This window comes from Catellatospora sichuanensis (assembly GCF_007483665.1).
GTDB classification, from domain to species: domain Bacteria; phylum Actinomycetota; class Actinomycetes; order Mycobacteriales; family Micromonosporaceae; genus Catellatospora; species Catellatospora sichuanensis.
In genome coordinates this window covers 184,132-198,612 of record NZ_ML660187.1, presented here as the reverse complement: position 1 = coordinate 198,612, position 14,481 = coordinate 184,132, and the positions used below count along the sequence as shown (strand labels likewise).

Genomic DNA, 14,481 nt, shown 5'->3' with positions numbered 1-14,481 from the left:
GCCCCAGAACTCACCGCTTACCAGCAGGAACTTTCCGCCGGCCATGGTCAGCCGAGTGCGTCGGCCAGCACGCTGACGACGTATTCCTGCTGCTCAGGCGTGATTTGCGGGTAGAGCGGGAGCGAAAGGATCTCCGTTGCCACCTGCTCGGCGTTCGGGAAGTCGCCGGCCGCGTAGCCGAGTCCTGCGAACGCCGGGGTGAGGTGCACCGGTGTCGGATAGTGCAGGGCCGCGCCGACGCCCGCCGCGTTGAGTTGCTCGAGGACCTTGTCCCGCCGCTGCGGGACACCGCGCTCCGGCACTCTGACGACGTAGAGGTGCCAGACGTGTTCGTTTCCGTCGGCCGTCACCGGGCGTACGACGTCGAGGCCCGCCAGCAGCCCGTGGTATCGCTCGGCAGCCGATCGCCGGGCCTCGTTCCAGCCGGCCAGGCGCGCGAGCTTCGCCCGCAGGACGACGGCCTGCATCGCGTCGAGCCGGCTGTTGAAGCCGATCACTTCGTGGGTGTAGCGGGTGAGCCCGCCATGGCTGCCCAGCAGGCGTACTTTCCGAGCCAGGTCCGGGTCGGCGGTCACGACCGCGCCCGCATCGCCGTACGCGCCGAGGTTCTTGCCGGGATAGAAACTGGTGGCCGCGATCCCGTCATGGCCCGCGGGGAGCCCGTGGCGCAGCGCTCCCTGGCACTGCGCGGCGTCCTCCACGATCGTGACGCCGCTGCCGCCCACGGCGGACTTGAGCCGCTCCAGCGGAGCCATCTGCCCGTAGAGATGGACGGGCACGATCGCCTTCGTCGCCGGCGTCACGCGAGCCAGGGCGTCCTCGACGTCCATGAGGTAGGTCGCCGGGTCGACGTCCGCGAGGACGATCTTCGCCCCGGCCCGGTGCGCCGCCTCCGCTGTCGCGACGAACGTGTTGGCCGGGATGATCACCTCGTCGCCGGGGCCGACGCCGGCCGCACGCAGGGCGAACTCCACCGCGTCGGTGCCGTTGGCGAGCCCGACGCAGTTCGCGACCCCGGTGAAGGCGGCATACTCGCGCTCGAAAGCGGCGACCTCCTCACCGCCGACGAACGCGGTGGCGGCCATGATGCGGTGGAGACCCGCGCTGACCTCCTCGGCCACCTCGACGTGTGCGGCCCGCAGGTCCACCAGAGGTACGTTCATCACAGCTCCACCATCTTCAACGCGCCGTTCTCGGCCAGACTCGCCGAGGCTGCCTCAAGGATCCGCAGGACGCGCACGCCTGACCGGCCGTCGGTCTTCGGCGGCGTACCGGTACGGATGGCGTGTGCGTACTCCTCGACCATCGCCTGGAGCGCCTCGCGCTCCTGCAGGGCCGGCGCGATCATGTCGCCCGACCGGTAGGAGATGAGCCGGTTGCGCTTCTCCTCGACCCCGAGATCCTCGTCAGAAGTGATGTCGACGCCCCGGTCGAAGATGTTGAGGCGGTACATCGGGTTCATGTCGTCCCAGACGAGCGTGCGCTTGGACCCGCCCACGGTGAAGCTGCGCACCTTGACCGGCGAGAGCCAGTTGACGTTGATGTGCGCGATGGCGCCGTTGCTCAGGTTGAGGGTCAGGTAGGCAAGGCAGCTGTGCCCGGCGTCGATGGGGTCGCGGCCGACCGCGCTGACGCTTACCGGCACCACGCCCTCCGGCATGATGAAGTCGAGCACTGCCAGGTCGTGCGGGGCGAGATCCCAGATGACGTCGATGTCCCGCTGGACCAGACCGAGGTTGATGCGGATCGAGTCGACCCACATGATGTCGCCCAGGTCCCCGGAGTGGATGAGGTCGCGGATCTGCGCGACGACCGGGGTGTAGCAGAAGGTGTGGTCGCACATGAGGGTGAGGCCGCGGCTCTCGGCCTCGCGGACCAGCTCCTCCGCCTCGGCGACGGTGACCGCGAGCGGCTTCTCCACCAGCACGTGCTTGCCGGCGCGCAGCGCCGCGAGCGCCACCTGCATGTGGGTCCCGGCCGGGGTGGCGATCGCGACCGCGTCGACCTCGGGGTCGGCGAGCACCTCGTCGAGGTCCACGCTCACCCGCACGGTCGAATACCGCCCGACGACGCGCTCGGCGCGGGACCGGTCAAGGTCGCACAGCCAGCGCAGCTGGAAGGAGGCGGACCCCTGGAAGTTGCGGACGAGGTTGGGACCCCAGTAGCCGGCGCCGATGACGGCGACACCGAGGGGACGGTTCGAGGTCATGTGTGGTTCGTGTTCCTTGCTCTGCGAGACACCGCTGACGCGGTGGAGGGGGTTACGCGGCGTTGTCGGCGATGTCTGCTCGCGCGCGGTCGAGCAGGCCGTCGAGCACGGACAGCAGAGTGACCTCTGCTTCTGCCCAGGTGAACTGCCCCACCCGGGACCGAGCCCGGTCCCGGGTCGCCGTGTCGGCGAGCAGTCTACGCACAGCAGACGAGAGTGCGCCTGTGGTGTTCAGCGCAAAGACGCAGCCCAGCTCCTCTGCGAGCAGGAAATCGCCCGCGGCCGAGCCTTCCGTCGCGATGACGGGAACGCCCGCCGAGAGGGAGTCGAAGAGCTTGTTCGGCATGGTGAAGAGCGTGTCCCGGGATCGGCTGCCGTCCAGCATGATCAGCGAGAGGTCGGCGTCGGAGATGAACGCGCTGACCTCGTCCAGCGGCACCGGCGGCACGAAGTGCAGGCGCGAGGCGACACCGCGCGCGCTCGCGCGCTGCCGCAGGTCGTCGGTGATCTCCGCGCTCGCGGCGCCTACGAAGGCGACATGCAGCTCGGGGAATTCGGCCAGCAGATCGACGCTGAGGTCCGGATTGCGGCCGCGGCTGACGTTGCCGATATGCACGGCTAGCGGCACGTCCGCGCCGACGCCCACCGTCGACCGCAGCCCTGCGGGCACGCCGGGCCGGCCGATGGCCGCGTAGTTCGCGATCACGTGCGTGCCGTTGGCGCCGTACTCCTTGTCGAGCACGTCGGCGATCGGCCGGCAGACCGTGATGACGGCCGTGGCGCGCGGGATGAAAACGTCGGCCAGCTGCCGCCAGGCGGCCCGGTACAGCTCCGGCATGTACTCCAGCTCGCAGAACAGCTCGTGCGAGTCGTAGACGACGGGCGGGTTGTTCTCGGCGGCCTCGGCGGCCCAGATGACCGGCGGGAGCCCGTCGAGGTCGGCGGCCCAGTAGACGTCGGCGGTGACGGTGGCGAGCACCGGGGCGTGGGCGTGCCACCGCGGTTCGAACCGGGCAAGGTCGCCGAAGGTCACCCCGGCGGTGATGGGCGTAGGCAGTCCTCGGGTCGCCTTGACGGCGCGGGACCGGACCGCCAACTCTGTCCGGCGCTCCTTGAGCACGGTCAGCACGGGGCCGGAGGCGGCCGTCATGGCGTTGATATGTGCAGCGACGGCCGTGCGCTCATCCTTGGCCGCGGCGAGTCTTTCGCGGACGGCGGCTTCCGCCGTCTTGTCGCCCGCGGCCCGAAGCTCCGCGATGCGGGCGACGTGCGCCTCGACCTCGTCACGCAGCTCGACGAGGCGCGCCCGCGGCCCGGCCTCGCGGCTACGGACCGACTCGACGTGCTGAGCGATCTCGTTCTTGATCTCCTCGAGCTGCTTGCGGAGTTCGATGGCCTCGTCGCGGAGGTGCACGTACATCGCATTGCGGGCGGGGCCGGGCAGCAGGCAGGACCGGAAGCCGAGCGCCTCCACCCGTTCGGTGGCGTCGGGCATGTGGGCCACCGTGATGTCCCAACCGTGCTCACGCAGCGTCTTGAGCTCGCGCACCGACCGTGTCGTGGGTGCTTCTCCGGCCTCGTAGAACAACAGACTCGGCATGACCGTTCCCCCTGCGTGTCCTTCTCCGCCCGCCCAGGGCAGGCAGTGTCTTCTTCCGGCCGCAGCGGCCGGCTAGCTGACGCTGACCCAGTCCTGCAGCAGAACCGGGGTGAGGCCGGACGCCTTGATCGCTTCCAGCGCGAGAATGAAGTCGTCGGCGAAGCCCGCGTCGAAGTGCAGGATCATGATGTCCCCGGGCTTCACGCGGTGGTCGTCCGAAGCCCAGCTGATGACGCCGGCGTGGATGGACTGCTGGCCGGTGAAGCCCGCCACCAGGCCACAGTCCCACGCGGCGCGGATCGTGTCGGCGTTGCTCTCCAGGTACGGCGCACGGAAGTAGGCCGGCCGCCGTCCGTACCATCCGTCGAGCAGGTCGGACGCGCCACAGAGCTCCGCCTTCTGCTCCTCGTAGGTCAGGCCGTCGCCGCACGGATCCGACGTGTTCTCGTTCTTCGCCAGGCAGGGATGGGTCATCGTGTGGTTCTCGATGGCCATCCCGCTCGACCGCAGGCTGCCGAAGAAGTCCACGGCATCGTCGACGGCGTTGGTCGTGAGGAACGCCGTCACCGGGATGCCGGAGCGCTGCAGCAGGTCGTGGGTGAGCTGGTTGTGGTGCCAGCCGTCGTCGATGGTGATGAAAGCCACCGGCTTGGACGTGGGGACACGGCTGACGTACGCAGCTTCGCCCGCGTCATGCGACAGGTTGACCTTGACCGGCGTGGGCGCAGGCGGGAACGACGGGACCAGGGCCAGGTAGTCATCGAGCGTGACCGGCTTGGGCCGGGGCGCGCCGGTGGGGCTGGGCAGGTTGACGGGCCGGCCCGGCTGCCCGACGCTTTCGCTGTTCCTCGGCTTGCGCGTCGGGCTGGGGCTGGGCCGGCGCGCCTGCGGACGGCTCGGCGGCTTCGGCGTGCCGGCGGCGACGGCTTCCTGGGTCGGCGACGCCTCGATGAAGTCCGGGACGAAGGCCGCGACGACCGGCACGCTGCGCAGACTGCCGAGACCGACGATCGACACGGTGACGGCGATCACCAGCAGCGCCGACCCGGCGGCCGCGAGGATGTTCCTGCTCCGCCGGGTCGCCGGCCGGACGATGTCGATGACCGTCGCCAGGCGACCGGCCGGAGTCCTGGCGGACACCGCTGCGTCAGCGTCCCCTGCCGAAGGGCCGTCGGCCTTGATACGCGGCAGGATCTCAGTCGCGTCAGCCGACCCCCGGCTCGGGTTCCCGGTCTCGTCGGAGACCGGCCCCTCGTCGGAGACCGCTGCGTCACCGGCGCGCGCCGAAGCGTCGTCAGCCTTGATGCGCGGCAGGATCTCAGTCGCGTCGGCCGACCCGCGGCTCGCGTTTCCGGTCTCGTCGGAGGATTGCACTGCGGCAGCTTACATAAGGTTTTTCACGATAGAGGTCAGGTGGACGGCTGCCCTCGGTCACCGGACCGTACGGTCTTCCAGCCTTGAGGGGGAATAGGCGACAAAGCGATATCTCGGCCGAGCACGTCGACCTCGACAGGGCGATCAGGCACCCTCCGGCCACTCGTCCCACCGCCGCGCTGTCGACTACCAGTGGCCCCCGACCTGCAGGTAAGGTCCGTTGGCGCTGTCGGCGTACCGCCAGCTGAACACGGAGGGGCAAAACGGATGGCAGTGGTGCAAGGCGTACTCGATGAGCGATTGACGGGGTACGCGCGCGAGTCTCGCAATGAGCGGCTGTACCGCCGCATGCGCTTCATCCGCCGGTTCGAGGAGACGTTGCTCAGCCTCTTCGATCAGGGCGAGCTGAACGGCACCACGCACGCCTGCATCGGGCAGGAGGCCGACGCCGTCGCCGTGATGGAGCACCTCCGTGACGGCGATCACGTCTTCAGCAACCACCGCTGCCACGGTCATTACCTCGCCCAGAGCGGCGACGCCGTCGGCCTGCTCGCCGAGATCATGGGCAAGGACGCGGGCGTCTGCCGCGGTCTCGGCGGCAGCCAGCACATCTGCGCCCCAGGGTTCAAGTCGAACGGCGTGCAGGGCGGCATCGTCCCGGCCGCGGCCGGAATCGCGCTCGCCAACCAGCTCTCCGGCTCGGACGCGATCAGCGTGGTCTTCATCGGCGACGGCACCCTTGGTGAGGGCGCCGTCTACGAGACGCTCAACATCGCGGCGCTGTGGCGCCTGCCGCTGCTCGTGGTCTGCGAGGACAACGCGTGGGCGCAGAGCACGCCGGTCTCCGCGAACCTCGCCGGCAGCATGCGGCACCGCTTCGAGGCTTTCGGCATTCCGGTACGCGAGATCGACAGCACCGATGTCCTCGAGCTCGACGACGCCGCGGCCGAGGAGATCCAGGAGCTGCGGCGGACCGGCGGCCCGCGGGTGCTGCTCATCCACACCTACCGCCTGTGCCACCACTCCAAGAACGACGACGACCGGCCCGCCGCCGAGGTCGAGGCCCGCTGGCTGGTCGAGCCGCTCGTCGTACACGGCAAGCGCCTGACCGACACCGAGCGCCAGGCGATCGACGACAGCGTCGAAGCGGCGATCTCCGACGTCGTCACGACCGCGAAGGGCCTGGCATGATCTTCGCTAAGGAGCTGGGTGCCACGCTGCGGGCCTGCCTGGCCGACGATCCACGAGTGGTCCTGCTGGGCGAGGACATCGCCGACCCCTACGGTGGCGCGTTCAAGGTGACCCGCGGGCTGTCCACCGACTTCCCGGACCGGGTGCGCACGACGCCGATCAGCGAGGGGGCCATCGCGGGGGTGTCCGCGGGGCTGGCCCTCGCCGGCTACCGCCCGATCGCCGAGATCATGTTCGGTGACTTCCTGACCCTCACGTTCGACCAGGTGGTCAACCACATCACCAAGTACGAAGCCATGTACGCCGGCCAGGCGCACTGCCCCGTCATCCTGCGGGCGCCCTCGGGCGGCCACCGTGGCTACGGTCCCACGCACAGCCAGAGCCTGGAGAAGCACTTCCTCGGCGTACCGCATCTCAGGGTCGTCGCCGCCTCCCTGGTCCACGACCCCCGCCGGATCTTCGCCGAGCTGCTCCAGCAGACCAGCCCCGCGCTCTACGTCGAGCACAAGCTGCTCTACCCCGAGAACCTCACGCTTGCCGAGAACGGCCGCATCGGCGGCCTGCTCGCGAGCGAGCACTCGTCTCCCGGGGCTCTCCCGTCGGTCTTCCTGTCGGCCGTGCCACGGGAGCGGTGCACGGTCACCGTGCTCGCCTACGGGTATCAGGCCGCGCTCGCCGCTCGGGTGGTCGAGCGGCTGGCGCTGGAGGACGAGATCTTCGCCGAACTGGTGGTGCCGAGCCAGCTGGCGCCGATGGACTGGGACCCGGTCGAGCGGTCGGTAAGCGCAACCGGCAGCCTGGTCACCGTCGAAGAGGGCACCGCCGGCTGGTCCTGGGGCACCGAGGCGGCCGCGGTCATCTCGCGGCGGCTCTTCCAGCGCCTGCGCCGCCCGGTCGAGATCGTGGCCAGTGACAGTGACATCGTTCCATCATCGAAGCTGAAGGAGAGCAGCATGCTCGTTGGCGCAGACCGGATCGACGCGGCCGTCCGGGTGGCTGCCGCATGAAGCCGATCATCGTGCCCACGACCGACGTCAACAGCGAGCGGGCGGTCCTCGTGGCGTGGTTCGCCGCCAGCGGCTCGCTGATCGAGCAGGGTGATCTCCTCGCGGAGGTGGAGACGAGCAAGGCCGTCCTGGAGGTCGTGGCGCCTGAAGCGGGAGCGCTGCTGCACCTCGCCGCGGAGGGCACCGAGTTCTCCCTGGCCGACCCGGTGGCCCTGCTCTTCCCCGACCTGGCCGCGCTGGAGGGGCACCAGGCACATCAGGCGCAGGTGCCGGCTCCGCAGGCGGAGGCACCGGCCGTGCACGCCTCGCAGAAGGCCGTCCAGCGCGCCGCTGAGCTTGGCGTCGATCTCTCCGCCATCGTCGGTGCCGGTCTGATCACGGTGAAGGACGTGGAGGAGGCGGCGGCCAAGTCCAGCACGATCGACGAGTCCGCACTGCCGTCACCGCTGACCGCGGCCGCCGACGTGCAGCGGGTGCTGCTGATCGGAGGCGGCCTCGGCGCCACCCAGGTCATCGACATCCTGAGTGGGTCGACGACGCAGCAAGCCGTGGCGATCGTCGACGACAGCCGGGAGAAGTGGGGCACGCTCGTCGCGGGCGTACCCGTCGTGGGCGGCAGCGACCGGCTCGGGCAGCTCTTCGCCGACAAGACCTTCGACGCCGCGATCATCGCGATCAGCACCTCCGTGGCGGCGCGTCGGAAACTGCGGGAGAAGTGTCAAGCGCTGGGCATTCCCCTCGCGAACGCGATCGACCCGACTGCCAAGATCGCCACCGGGGTGCAAATGGGGCAGGGCAATGTCATCTGCGCCTTCTGCCACCTCGGGACCGAGGTCCGGATCGGGGACAACAACTTCCTGTCGGCGTACAACTCGTTCGACCACCACAGCACGCTGGGCACGGACATCTCCACCGGGCCCTCGTGCGTGTCGTCGGGGCTCGTCACGATCGGTGACCGGGTGCGCCTCGGTACCGGCATCTTCATCGAGCCGCACGTGGAGCTGGGTGACGGCGTCCAGGTCGCTTCGGGTGCGGTGATCGTGCGGTCGGTGCCGGCCGAGCACACGGTGAAGACCAAGCTGGTCACGACGGTCGTGGTGCCGCAGCGGCGCTCGGCCTAGTTTCGGCCCGGCGGTCCGGGCCGTGGCGGTGGCCGCGACCCGGACCGTGCGGCCGAGCTCTCCCGAGCTCCGAAAACCGCCCTCGCGTCCGCCCTGGCCGTGAGCAGGCACACAAAAGTGTGCGACCGGTCGTTCTTTTTATATCCTCACACCCATGACCGGAACGGACGGGCGGCTGGCCCGCGGCGAGCGCACCCGCAACACGGTGCTCGACACCGCCGTGGCGCTGGCCAGCGAGGCAGGGCTCGACGGCCTGTCCCTCGGCCAGCTCGCCGACCGGCTGCACGTCAGCAAGTCCGGGCTTTTCGCGCACTGGTCCTCCAAGGAGGAGTTGCAGCTCGCCGCGATCGAGCACGCCCGCGACCAGTGGGCCCGCCGTGTCGTCGGCCCGGCCCTCGACCGGCCGCGCGGGATACGCCGCCTGTTCGCGCTGCACGAGTCCCGCCTGGCCTTCTACAGCGAGCGGGTGCTCCCCGGCGGCTGCTTCTTCGCCATCGCCGAGTTCGAGTCCGCCGGCCGCGCCGGCACGGTGCCCGACCGGCTCGCGGCGGTGCTCGCAGAGTGGATCACGCTGCTGGAGCGCCTGGTCACCGAGGCCGTGGAGCTCGGCGAGCTGCCACCCGACACGGTGCCCCGGCGGCTCGCCTTCGAGATCGACGCGGCCGGTGTCGCGGCGCTGCTGCACTCGCGCCTGCTGGCGCGCAGCCTCGACGACGCCCGCCAGGCCGTGCTCGCCCGCCTGCGCGGCCTCGCCACCGACCCCGACCTGCTCCCGCACCACTGAAAGGCCCGAGATGACCACCGCCACGCTCGACCCCACCACCGGCACGGTCCGCCGGGCCGTCGTCCACATCGACGACCTGGACATCGTCGGCATCATGCACAATGCCCGCTACGCCCTGATCCTGGAGCGGGCCATGTCGGAGTTCTGGTCCGAGCACGGCTACGGCTTCCAGGACGGCACGCCGAGCAGCCCCGACATGATCGCCGCGGTGCGCGAGTTCACCATCACCTACCACGCGCCCGTGCGCGGCACCGGCCCGATCCTGGTCCAGTTCTGGCTGGACGGCATGGGCGAGACCAGCGCCGTCTACGGCTTCCGCTTCCTGTCCGAGGACGGCGCGACGGTCTTCGCCGACGGCCGCCGGGTCATGGTGAAGATGGACCGCTCCGGCCGTCCCGCGCCGTGGACCGAGCAGGGCCGCGAGATCGCGAGCCGGCTGCTGCGCTGATCCGCCGCCGGGGCCACGCGGACGGTGCCATTGCTGCGATCATTGCCCCGTGCGTCTCCTCACGGCCGTTCCCGCCCTGCTCACCGCAGCCGCCGTCCTGCTGGCGGCGTGCGGCGCGGAGGCGGACGAGCCGGCTTTCGTGTCCGCGCCCCCCGGCAGCGCCGCCGCGCCGTCCTCGGCCGCGCCGTCCGCGACGCCGAGCCTGTCGGCGTCCCCCAGCGCACGGCCGGGGCGGCCCGGTCAGACCAAGGCCGGGCTGCTGCCGCCGGTGGTCGACCACGGGCCGCGCACCGGCAACCTGGTCGCGCTCACCTTCGACGCGGACATGACCGACCGCATGCTGGCGCAGCTCAAGAACGGCAGCGTCAAGTCGTACGCGAACGTGCGGATCATCGAGATGCTGGAGCACGACAAGATCCCGGCGACGTTCTTCCTCACCGGCAAGTGGGTGCAGCGCTATCCCGAGCTGACCGCACGCCTCGCCGGCAACCCGCGCTTCGAGCTGGCCAACCACACCTTCGGCCACCAGGCCTTCACGGCCGACTGCTACAGCCTGCCGCGCATCCCGTCAGCTGCGATGACCGAGGACGTCGCGAAGACCTTCAAGATCATTGAGCGGTACGGCGGGCGCCAGACCCGCTACTTCCGCTTCCCCGGTCTGTGCCACGACCGGGCGGCGCTGCGTGCCATGTCCTCACTGGGCCTGACCGTCGTCGACGGCGACGTCGTCAGCGGCGACCCGTTCGCCACCGACTGGCGGCCGATCGTCGACGCGGTGCTCAAGAAGGTCAAACCCGGCTCCGTGGTCATCCTGCACGTCACCGAGGCCAACGCCCGCTTCACCGACGAGGCCCTGCCGCACATCCTCCGAGGGCTGGCCGAGCGCGGCCTCAAGCCGGCGACGCTGTCCGAGGTGCTCGCAGGCTGAATGCGGAGGAGCCCGCCCCACGAGTCCGGACGAACGGTGTGGCCCCGCCGCACAAGGGCGTCGAGATGGCTGCGACGGTGTGCGGGTGTCCTGGTGCCGAGCCTGTATCGTGTCGGCACCTGCACGTTCGTCACGACCGAGGTGAGTTGCACAGGTGTCCGCGATAGCCGGTTTCCACGTGATCGACCGTGCCGACATACCCAGGCTCGTGGCCGCGGCCGAACTCGCCGCCGAACTCGATGCGAGGCCCGACGTCAGCTACGAGGACATCGTCGACGGCGGCCACGAGCTGCCGGGTGACACGCTGCAGACGGTCGGTCGAGAGCTGGCGGACGACTACGGCTGGTCCGGTTACTGCATGGTTCACCTGCTGACGTACCTGGAGGACCGGGGCGTGGACCTGTTCGCATCCGAGTACCGGGCCGAGAGCGACGTCATCAACTCCGCGTACGACCTGACGGTGTTGATGACTCCGGCGCACAAGGTGTTCCTGCCGCAACTGGATCCCTCCGTGCACAGTGAGCAGGAGCTGCGCCGTCACTTCGAGGTCATGGGCTACGGGTTCGACGAAGCCGCGACAGCTGCGCGTGAGGGCCTGGAAATCCTGCGGGATCAGATCGCCGCGCTCGCGGACCACGAGGTCTTCGTGCTGCACGTGGGCTGACGGTCCGGCGAGTCCGTGGAGGAAGGGCGCGCCCTTCCCGATATCGCGAGAAATAGTGAAGCCTGGTCGGGACTCGCGTCCTACCAGGCTTTCTTCGTGGAGCGGGTGAAGGGAATCGAACCCTCACTGTCAGCTTGGGAAGCTGATGTTCTGCCATTGAACTACACCCGCGAGCGCCCACCACTGTACCTGACGTCACGGGTCCCGTGCACGTAGGTAACCGCGGCAGTTCGCCGCGGTCTCCGCTCACGCCGCCACGAGCTGGAGCAACGGTTTGCGAGGCCGGCGCTCGTGCGCCGGCCCGTTCTTGCCCGCCGCCGGATCGCGCCAGGTGTTCGGGTATGCCCCCGCCTCGTGCCGGTGCAGCAGCGCCGACTCGACCGTGAGCTCGTAGAGCCGCCAGTCGGCGGTCGGCGCGGCTCGGTGCCGGCGGACCAGGTGCTCGACGGTGGCGAGACTGGTGACGGCGTGGGCGCGGCCGCTGAGGTATGCCTCGACGTCGCTGTCCTCGGCGGGGAAGGCGTGCAGGGCGTAACGCCCGTCGCGTTCGAGGTCGCGCCGCTTCGGTGAGTCGATCACGAAGCAGTAGAGGCCCTCGTCGGTGACGATCGGGGAGACGGGGTGCACCCGCGGCCCGCCGTCGGCCCGTACGGTCGCCAGGTAGCCCATGCCCGGCCCGTACTGGTGCAGCAGGGCGCGGATCGACGAGGCCAGCCACGGCGTGGCGGCGGCGAATTCGGTCCAGGTAGCCATGCGCCGGACTTTATCGAACACATGTTCGAGATCGCTATCGAGACACGCGGTGAGGACTCCCAACGGGTGATCTTTTGTCGAACGTCTCACGTACCGCCAGGTGAGCCGTTCGGTGAAGGCGGGTGCCCGCCGGGGTAGGCTCCCCAGCGTGTTGTTATCCGACCGGGACCTCGTGGCCGAGATCAAGTCCGGCCAGCTGCAGCTGGAGCCGTTCGAGCCGAGCCTGGTGCAGCCTTCGAGCATCGACGTGCGGCTGGACCGCCTGTTCCGGGTGTTCAACAACCACCTGTACACGCACATCGACCCGGCCGAGCAGCAGGACGATCTGACGACCCTGGTCGAGGTGCAGGACGGGCAGCCGTTCGTGCTGCACCCGGGCGAGTTCGTGCTCGCTTCGACACTCGAGGTGGTCACGCTGGGCAACCAGCTCGCGGCGCGGCTGGAGGGCAAGTCGAGCCTGGGTCGGCTGGGGCTGCTGACGCACTCGACGGCGGGCTTCATCGACCCGGGTTTCTCCGGGCACGTGACGCTGGAGCTGTCCAATGTGGCGACGCTGCCGATCCGGCTGTGGCCGGGCATGAAGATCGGCCAGCTGTGCGTGCTGCAGTTGTCGTCGGAGGCCGAGCACCCGTACGGCTCCAGCGTGAACGGCTCGCGTTATCAGGGTCAGCGCGGCCCCACCGCGTCGCGGTCGTACCTCAACTGGCGCACCTGGCCGACGGCCTGAGTCCTGCCGCCGATCGCCCGTAGGTCCCGCTGGACGGCGGAGACTCGGCAGACGCTGCCTGTTTCCAAAACGGGCCAAACAGTTTCTGAAAAAACGTGAAAGAGCGTCTCATCCGACCGTACAGAATGCGATCCGCCGACGAGACAATCTGAGCGGTGTTGCGAAGTTGATCAGGCATGCTGGTTGCCGTACGCATACCACTTGCCCTGTCGGGCGGACGCCCGCTAAGCCCTGGATTCCGCGCCGGACTCGGCGCGGCCTTCGTGCTGCTCTTTTTGATCAGCGCGGTGGAGCTGGCCGACGGCCGGGAAGCCCGCTTCATCGGTCTGATGGCGACGGTGCCGTTCCTCGCTGCGGTGTTCGCGCCGTGGCAGGCCGTGCTGGTCGCAGGAGGCGTCGCGACGGCGGTGGGCACGGTCTTCGCCTTCTTCGGCATGAGCCAGGACGACCTCTCCGCGCTCATCAACGTCATCGGCATCGGTCTGGCGACCGGCATCGCGGCGCTGGTGGCCGTGGTCCGGCAGCGCCAGGCCGAGCGCATCGCCGAGCTGGCCAAGCTCGCCACCATCGCGCAGCAGGCGGTGCTGCGGCCGCTGGGCCCGAAGGTGGGCACGCTGGCGGTGGCGGGCCGGTACATCTCCGCGACCGCCGCGGCCGACATCGGCGGCGACCTGTACGAGGCGCTGGACACCCCGTACGGCGTGCGCATGATCATCGGCGACGTGCGGGGCAAGGGCCTGGACGCGGTGCGCACGGCGAGCATCGTGCTGGGCTCGTACCGCCACGTCGCCTTCGAACGGGCCGACCTGCGCGCCATCGTCGCCGACCTGGACCGGGCCGTGGCCCGCAGCGTGGGCGACGAGGATTTCGTCACGGCGTGCCTGGTCGAGGAGCGCGGCGGCACGCTGACGATCGTCAACTGCGGTCACCCCGCGCCGATCCTGATCCGGCGCGGCGAAGTGATCACCCTTGATCCGCCTTCGCCGGCACCGCCGCTGGGCTTCATGCCGGTGGTGCGCAGCCGCGTGGAGCGGCTGGAGCCGGGCGACCGGCTGCTGCTGCTGACCGACGGCCTGGCCGAGGCGCGGCGTGACGGCGAGTTCTTCCCGATCACCGAGCGGGCCTGGAAGCTGCTCGGCCACGGCACCGTGGGCGACGGCCTGGCCTCGGTCGAGTCGGCGCTGATGGAGTGGGTGCACAACCGGCTCGACGACGACATCGCGCTGATCCTGATGGAGTACGCGGGCCCGTCGCAGCCCACCCTGTCGCCGGTGCCCAGCTGGGAACTCGGCGCGACGAACTAGGCGACCGAGGTGGACCGGTTGCGGCGGACCGCGAGGGTCAACGCGGGCAGCGCACTCGGGGCCCGGTGGCGGCCGATGTAGCGGACCGGGTAGCGCGGCTCGAACAGCAGCTTGCGCAGATTCTCGATCATCTTTCTTCCTCCCCTGTGGCGGCGGGGCGAGGGTGCCCGCGCGTCACCCGGAAGAACGACGGGACCACGTAAAGGTTTCGCACTCCGGCGTGGCGGCTTGCTTATGTCCGTTAAGAGAATTATGCGAAGTGGGCAGCGTGGGGCCGGGTGCGCGGGATTTCACCCGGGTGTGATGTGAACTTCTCGGCAGTTCGCTTGCCGATGGTTACTGGCGAGTAATACAGTCGGACCTACTGGTCG

General features: G+C 69.7%; 15 protein-coding genes and 1 tRNA gene. 9 read left to right on the top strand and 7 right to left on the bottom strand.

The features are described 5' to 3' along the window. Positions 1 to 47: 47 nt before the first annotated feature. From FLL47_RS08130 to FLL47_RS08115, 4 genes are all read right to left on the bottom strand, one after another. A complete protein-coding gene (locus FLL47_RS08130) occupies positions 48 to 1,163 on the bottom strand; it encodes a DegT/DnrJ/EryC1/StrS family aminotransferase (protein WP_144119823.1) in 1,116 nt (371 codons plus the stop codon). Further along, complete coding sequence (locus FLL47_RS08125; protein ID WP_144119822.1) at positions 1,163 to 2,209, bottom strand: Gfo/Idh/MocA family protein; 1,047 nt, start codon at positions 2,207 to 2,209, stop codon at positions 1,163 to 1,165. The genes FLL47_RS08130 and FLL47_RS08125 overlap by 1 nt, the downstream gene beginning before the upstream one ends. Positions 2,210 to 2,261: 52 nt before the next feature. Continuing rightward, positions 2,262 to 3,809, bottom strand: a complete 1,548-nt coding sequence (locus tag FLL47_RS08120) for a glycosyltransferase (RefSeq protein WP_144119821.1) — start codon at positions 3,807 to 3,809, stop codon at positions 2,262 to 2,264. A 72-nt stretch (positions 3,810 to 3,881) separates the two neighbouring features. Next, a complete protein-coding gene (locus tag FLL47_RS08115; RefSeq protein WP_144119820.1) occupies positions 3,882 to 5,183 on the bottom strand; it encodes a polysaccharide deacetylase family protein in 1,302 nt (433 codons plus the stop codon). Positions 5,184 to 5,450: 267 nt separating this feature from the next. Between FLL47_RS08115 and FLL47_RS08110 the strand changes: the two genes are divergently transcribed. The 7 genes from FLL47_RS08110 to FLL47_RS08080 all read left to right on the top strand — a co-directional run bounded on the left by FLL47_RS08110 (position 5,451) and on the right by FLL47_RS08080 (position 11,326). Continuing rightward, positions 5,451 to 6,374: a thiamine pyrophosphate-dependent dehydrogenase E1 component subunit alpha gene (locus FLL47_RS08110; protein ID WP_144119819.1), complete on the top strand. Its 924-nt coding sequence runs from the start codon at positions 5,451 to 5,453 to the stop codon at positions 6,372 to 6,374. After that, positions 6,371 to 7,381 (top strand): alpha-ketoacid dehydrogenase subunit beta, encoded by a 1,011-nt coding sequence (locus FLL47_RS08105; protein ID WP_144119818.1) that lies wholly within the window; start codon positions 6,371 to 6,373, stop codon positions 7,379 to 7,381. The genes FLL47_RS08110 and FLL47_RS08105 overlap by 4 nt, the downstream gene beginning before the upstream one ends. Beyond that, complete coding sequence (locus FLL47_RS44685) at positions 7,378 to 8,502, top strand: biotin/lipoyl-containing protein (protein WP_144119817.1); 1,125 nt, start codon at positions 7,378 to 7,380, stop codon at positions 8,500 to 8,502. Before FLL47_RS08105 ends, FLL47_RS44685 begins: the two co-directional genes overlap by 4 nt. A gap of 154 nt (positions 8,503 to 8,656) precedes the next feature. Beyond that, on the top strand, positions 8,657 to 9,286 hold the full coding sequence (locus FLL47_RS08095; RefSeq protein WP_144119816.1) for a TetR/AcrR family transcriptional regulator: 630 nt from the start codon (positions 8,657 to 8,659) through the stop codon (positions 9,284 to 9,286). Positions 9,287 to 9,296: 10 nt separating this feature from the next. After that, positions 9,297 to 9,734 carry an acyl-CoA thioesterase gene (locus tag FLL47_RS08090; RefSeq protein ID WP_144119815.1) on the top strand — a complete coding sequence of 146 codons (438 nt, stop codon included), beginning with the start codon at positions 9,297 to 9,299 and terminating at the stop codon, positions 9,732 to 9,734. 49 nt (positions 9,735 to 9,783) lie between these two features. Next, the gene (locus FLL47_RS08085) at positions 9,784 to 10,662 is read left to right on the top strand and encodes a polysaccharide deacetylase family protein (RefSeq protein WP_246157656.1); all 879 of its coding nucleotides are present in this window, start codon (positions 9,784 to 9,786) and stop codon (positions 10,660 to 10,662) included. Between the two features lie 154 nt (positions 10,663 to 10,816). Beyond that, a complete protein-coding gene (locus FLL47_RS08080) occupies positions 10,817 to 11,326 on the top strand; it encodes a hypothetical protein (protein ID WP_144119814.1) in 510 nt (169 codons plus the stop codon). A gap of 97 nt (positions 11,327 to 11,423) precedes the next feature. Here FLL47_RS08080 and FLL47_RS08075 read toward each other — a convergent pair. Both FLL47_RS08075 and FLL47_RS08070 read right to left on the bottom strand, forming a co-directional pair. After that, positions 11,424 to 11,497, bottom strand: a tRNA-Gly gene (locus FLL47_RS08075). Between the two features lie 75 nt (positions 11,498 to 11,572). Further along, on the bottom strand, positions 11,573 to 12,079 hold the full coding sequence (locus FLL47_RS08070; protein ID WP_186315609.1) for a pyridoxamine 5'-phosphate oxidase family protein: 507 nt from the start codon (positions 12,077 to 12,079) through the stop codon (positions 11,573 to 11,575). A 148-nt stretch (positions 12,080 to 12,227) separates the two neighbouring features. Here FLL47_RS08070 and dcd point away from each other — a divergent pair, with 148 nt between their 5' ends. Together dcd and FLL47_RS08060 are read left to right on the top strand one after the other, a co-directional pair. Next, positions 12,228 to 12,806 carry a dCTP deaminase gene (gene dcd / locus FLL47_RS08065; RefSeq protein ID WP_144119813.1) on the top strand — a complete coding sequence of 193 codons (579 nt, stop codon included), beginning with the start codon at positions 12,228 to 12,230 and terminating at the stop codon, positions 12,804 to 12,806. A 176-nt stretch (positions 12,807 to 12,982) separates the two neighbouring features. Beyond that, entirely contained in the window at positions 12,983 to 14,110 is a 1,128-nt protein-coding gene (locus FLL47_RS08060) for a PP2C family protein-serine/threonine phosphatase (RefSeq protein WP_144119812.1), read from the top strand. On the opposite strand, the gene FLL47_RS44680 is transcribed toward FLL47_RS08060, so the two are convergent. Further along, positions 14,107 to 14,241: a hypothetical protein gene (locus tag FLL47_RS44680; protein ID WP_269059667.1), complete on the bottom strand. Its 135-nt coding sequence runs from the start codon at positions 14,239 to 14,241 to the stop codon at positions 14,107 to 14,109. The genes FLL47_RS08060 and FLL47_RS44680 overlap by 4 nt on opposite strands. Positions 14,242 to 14,481: the final 240 nt, after the last annotated feature.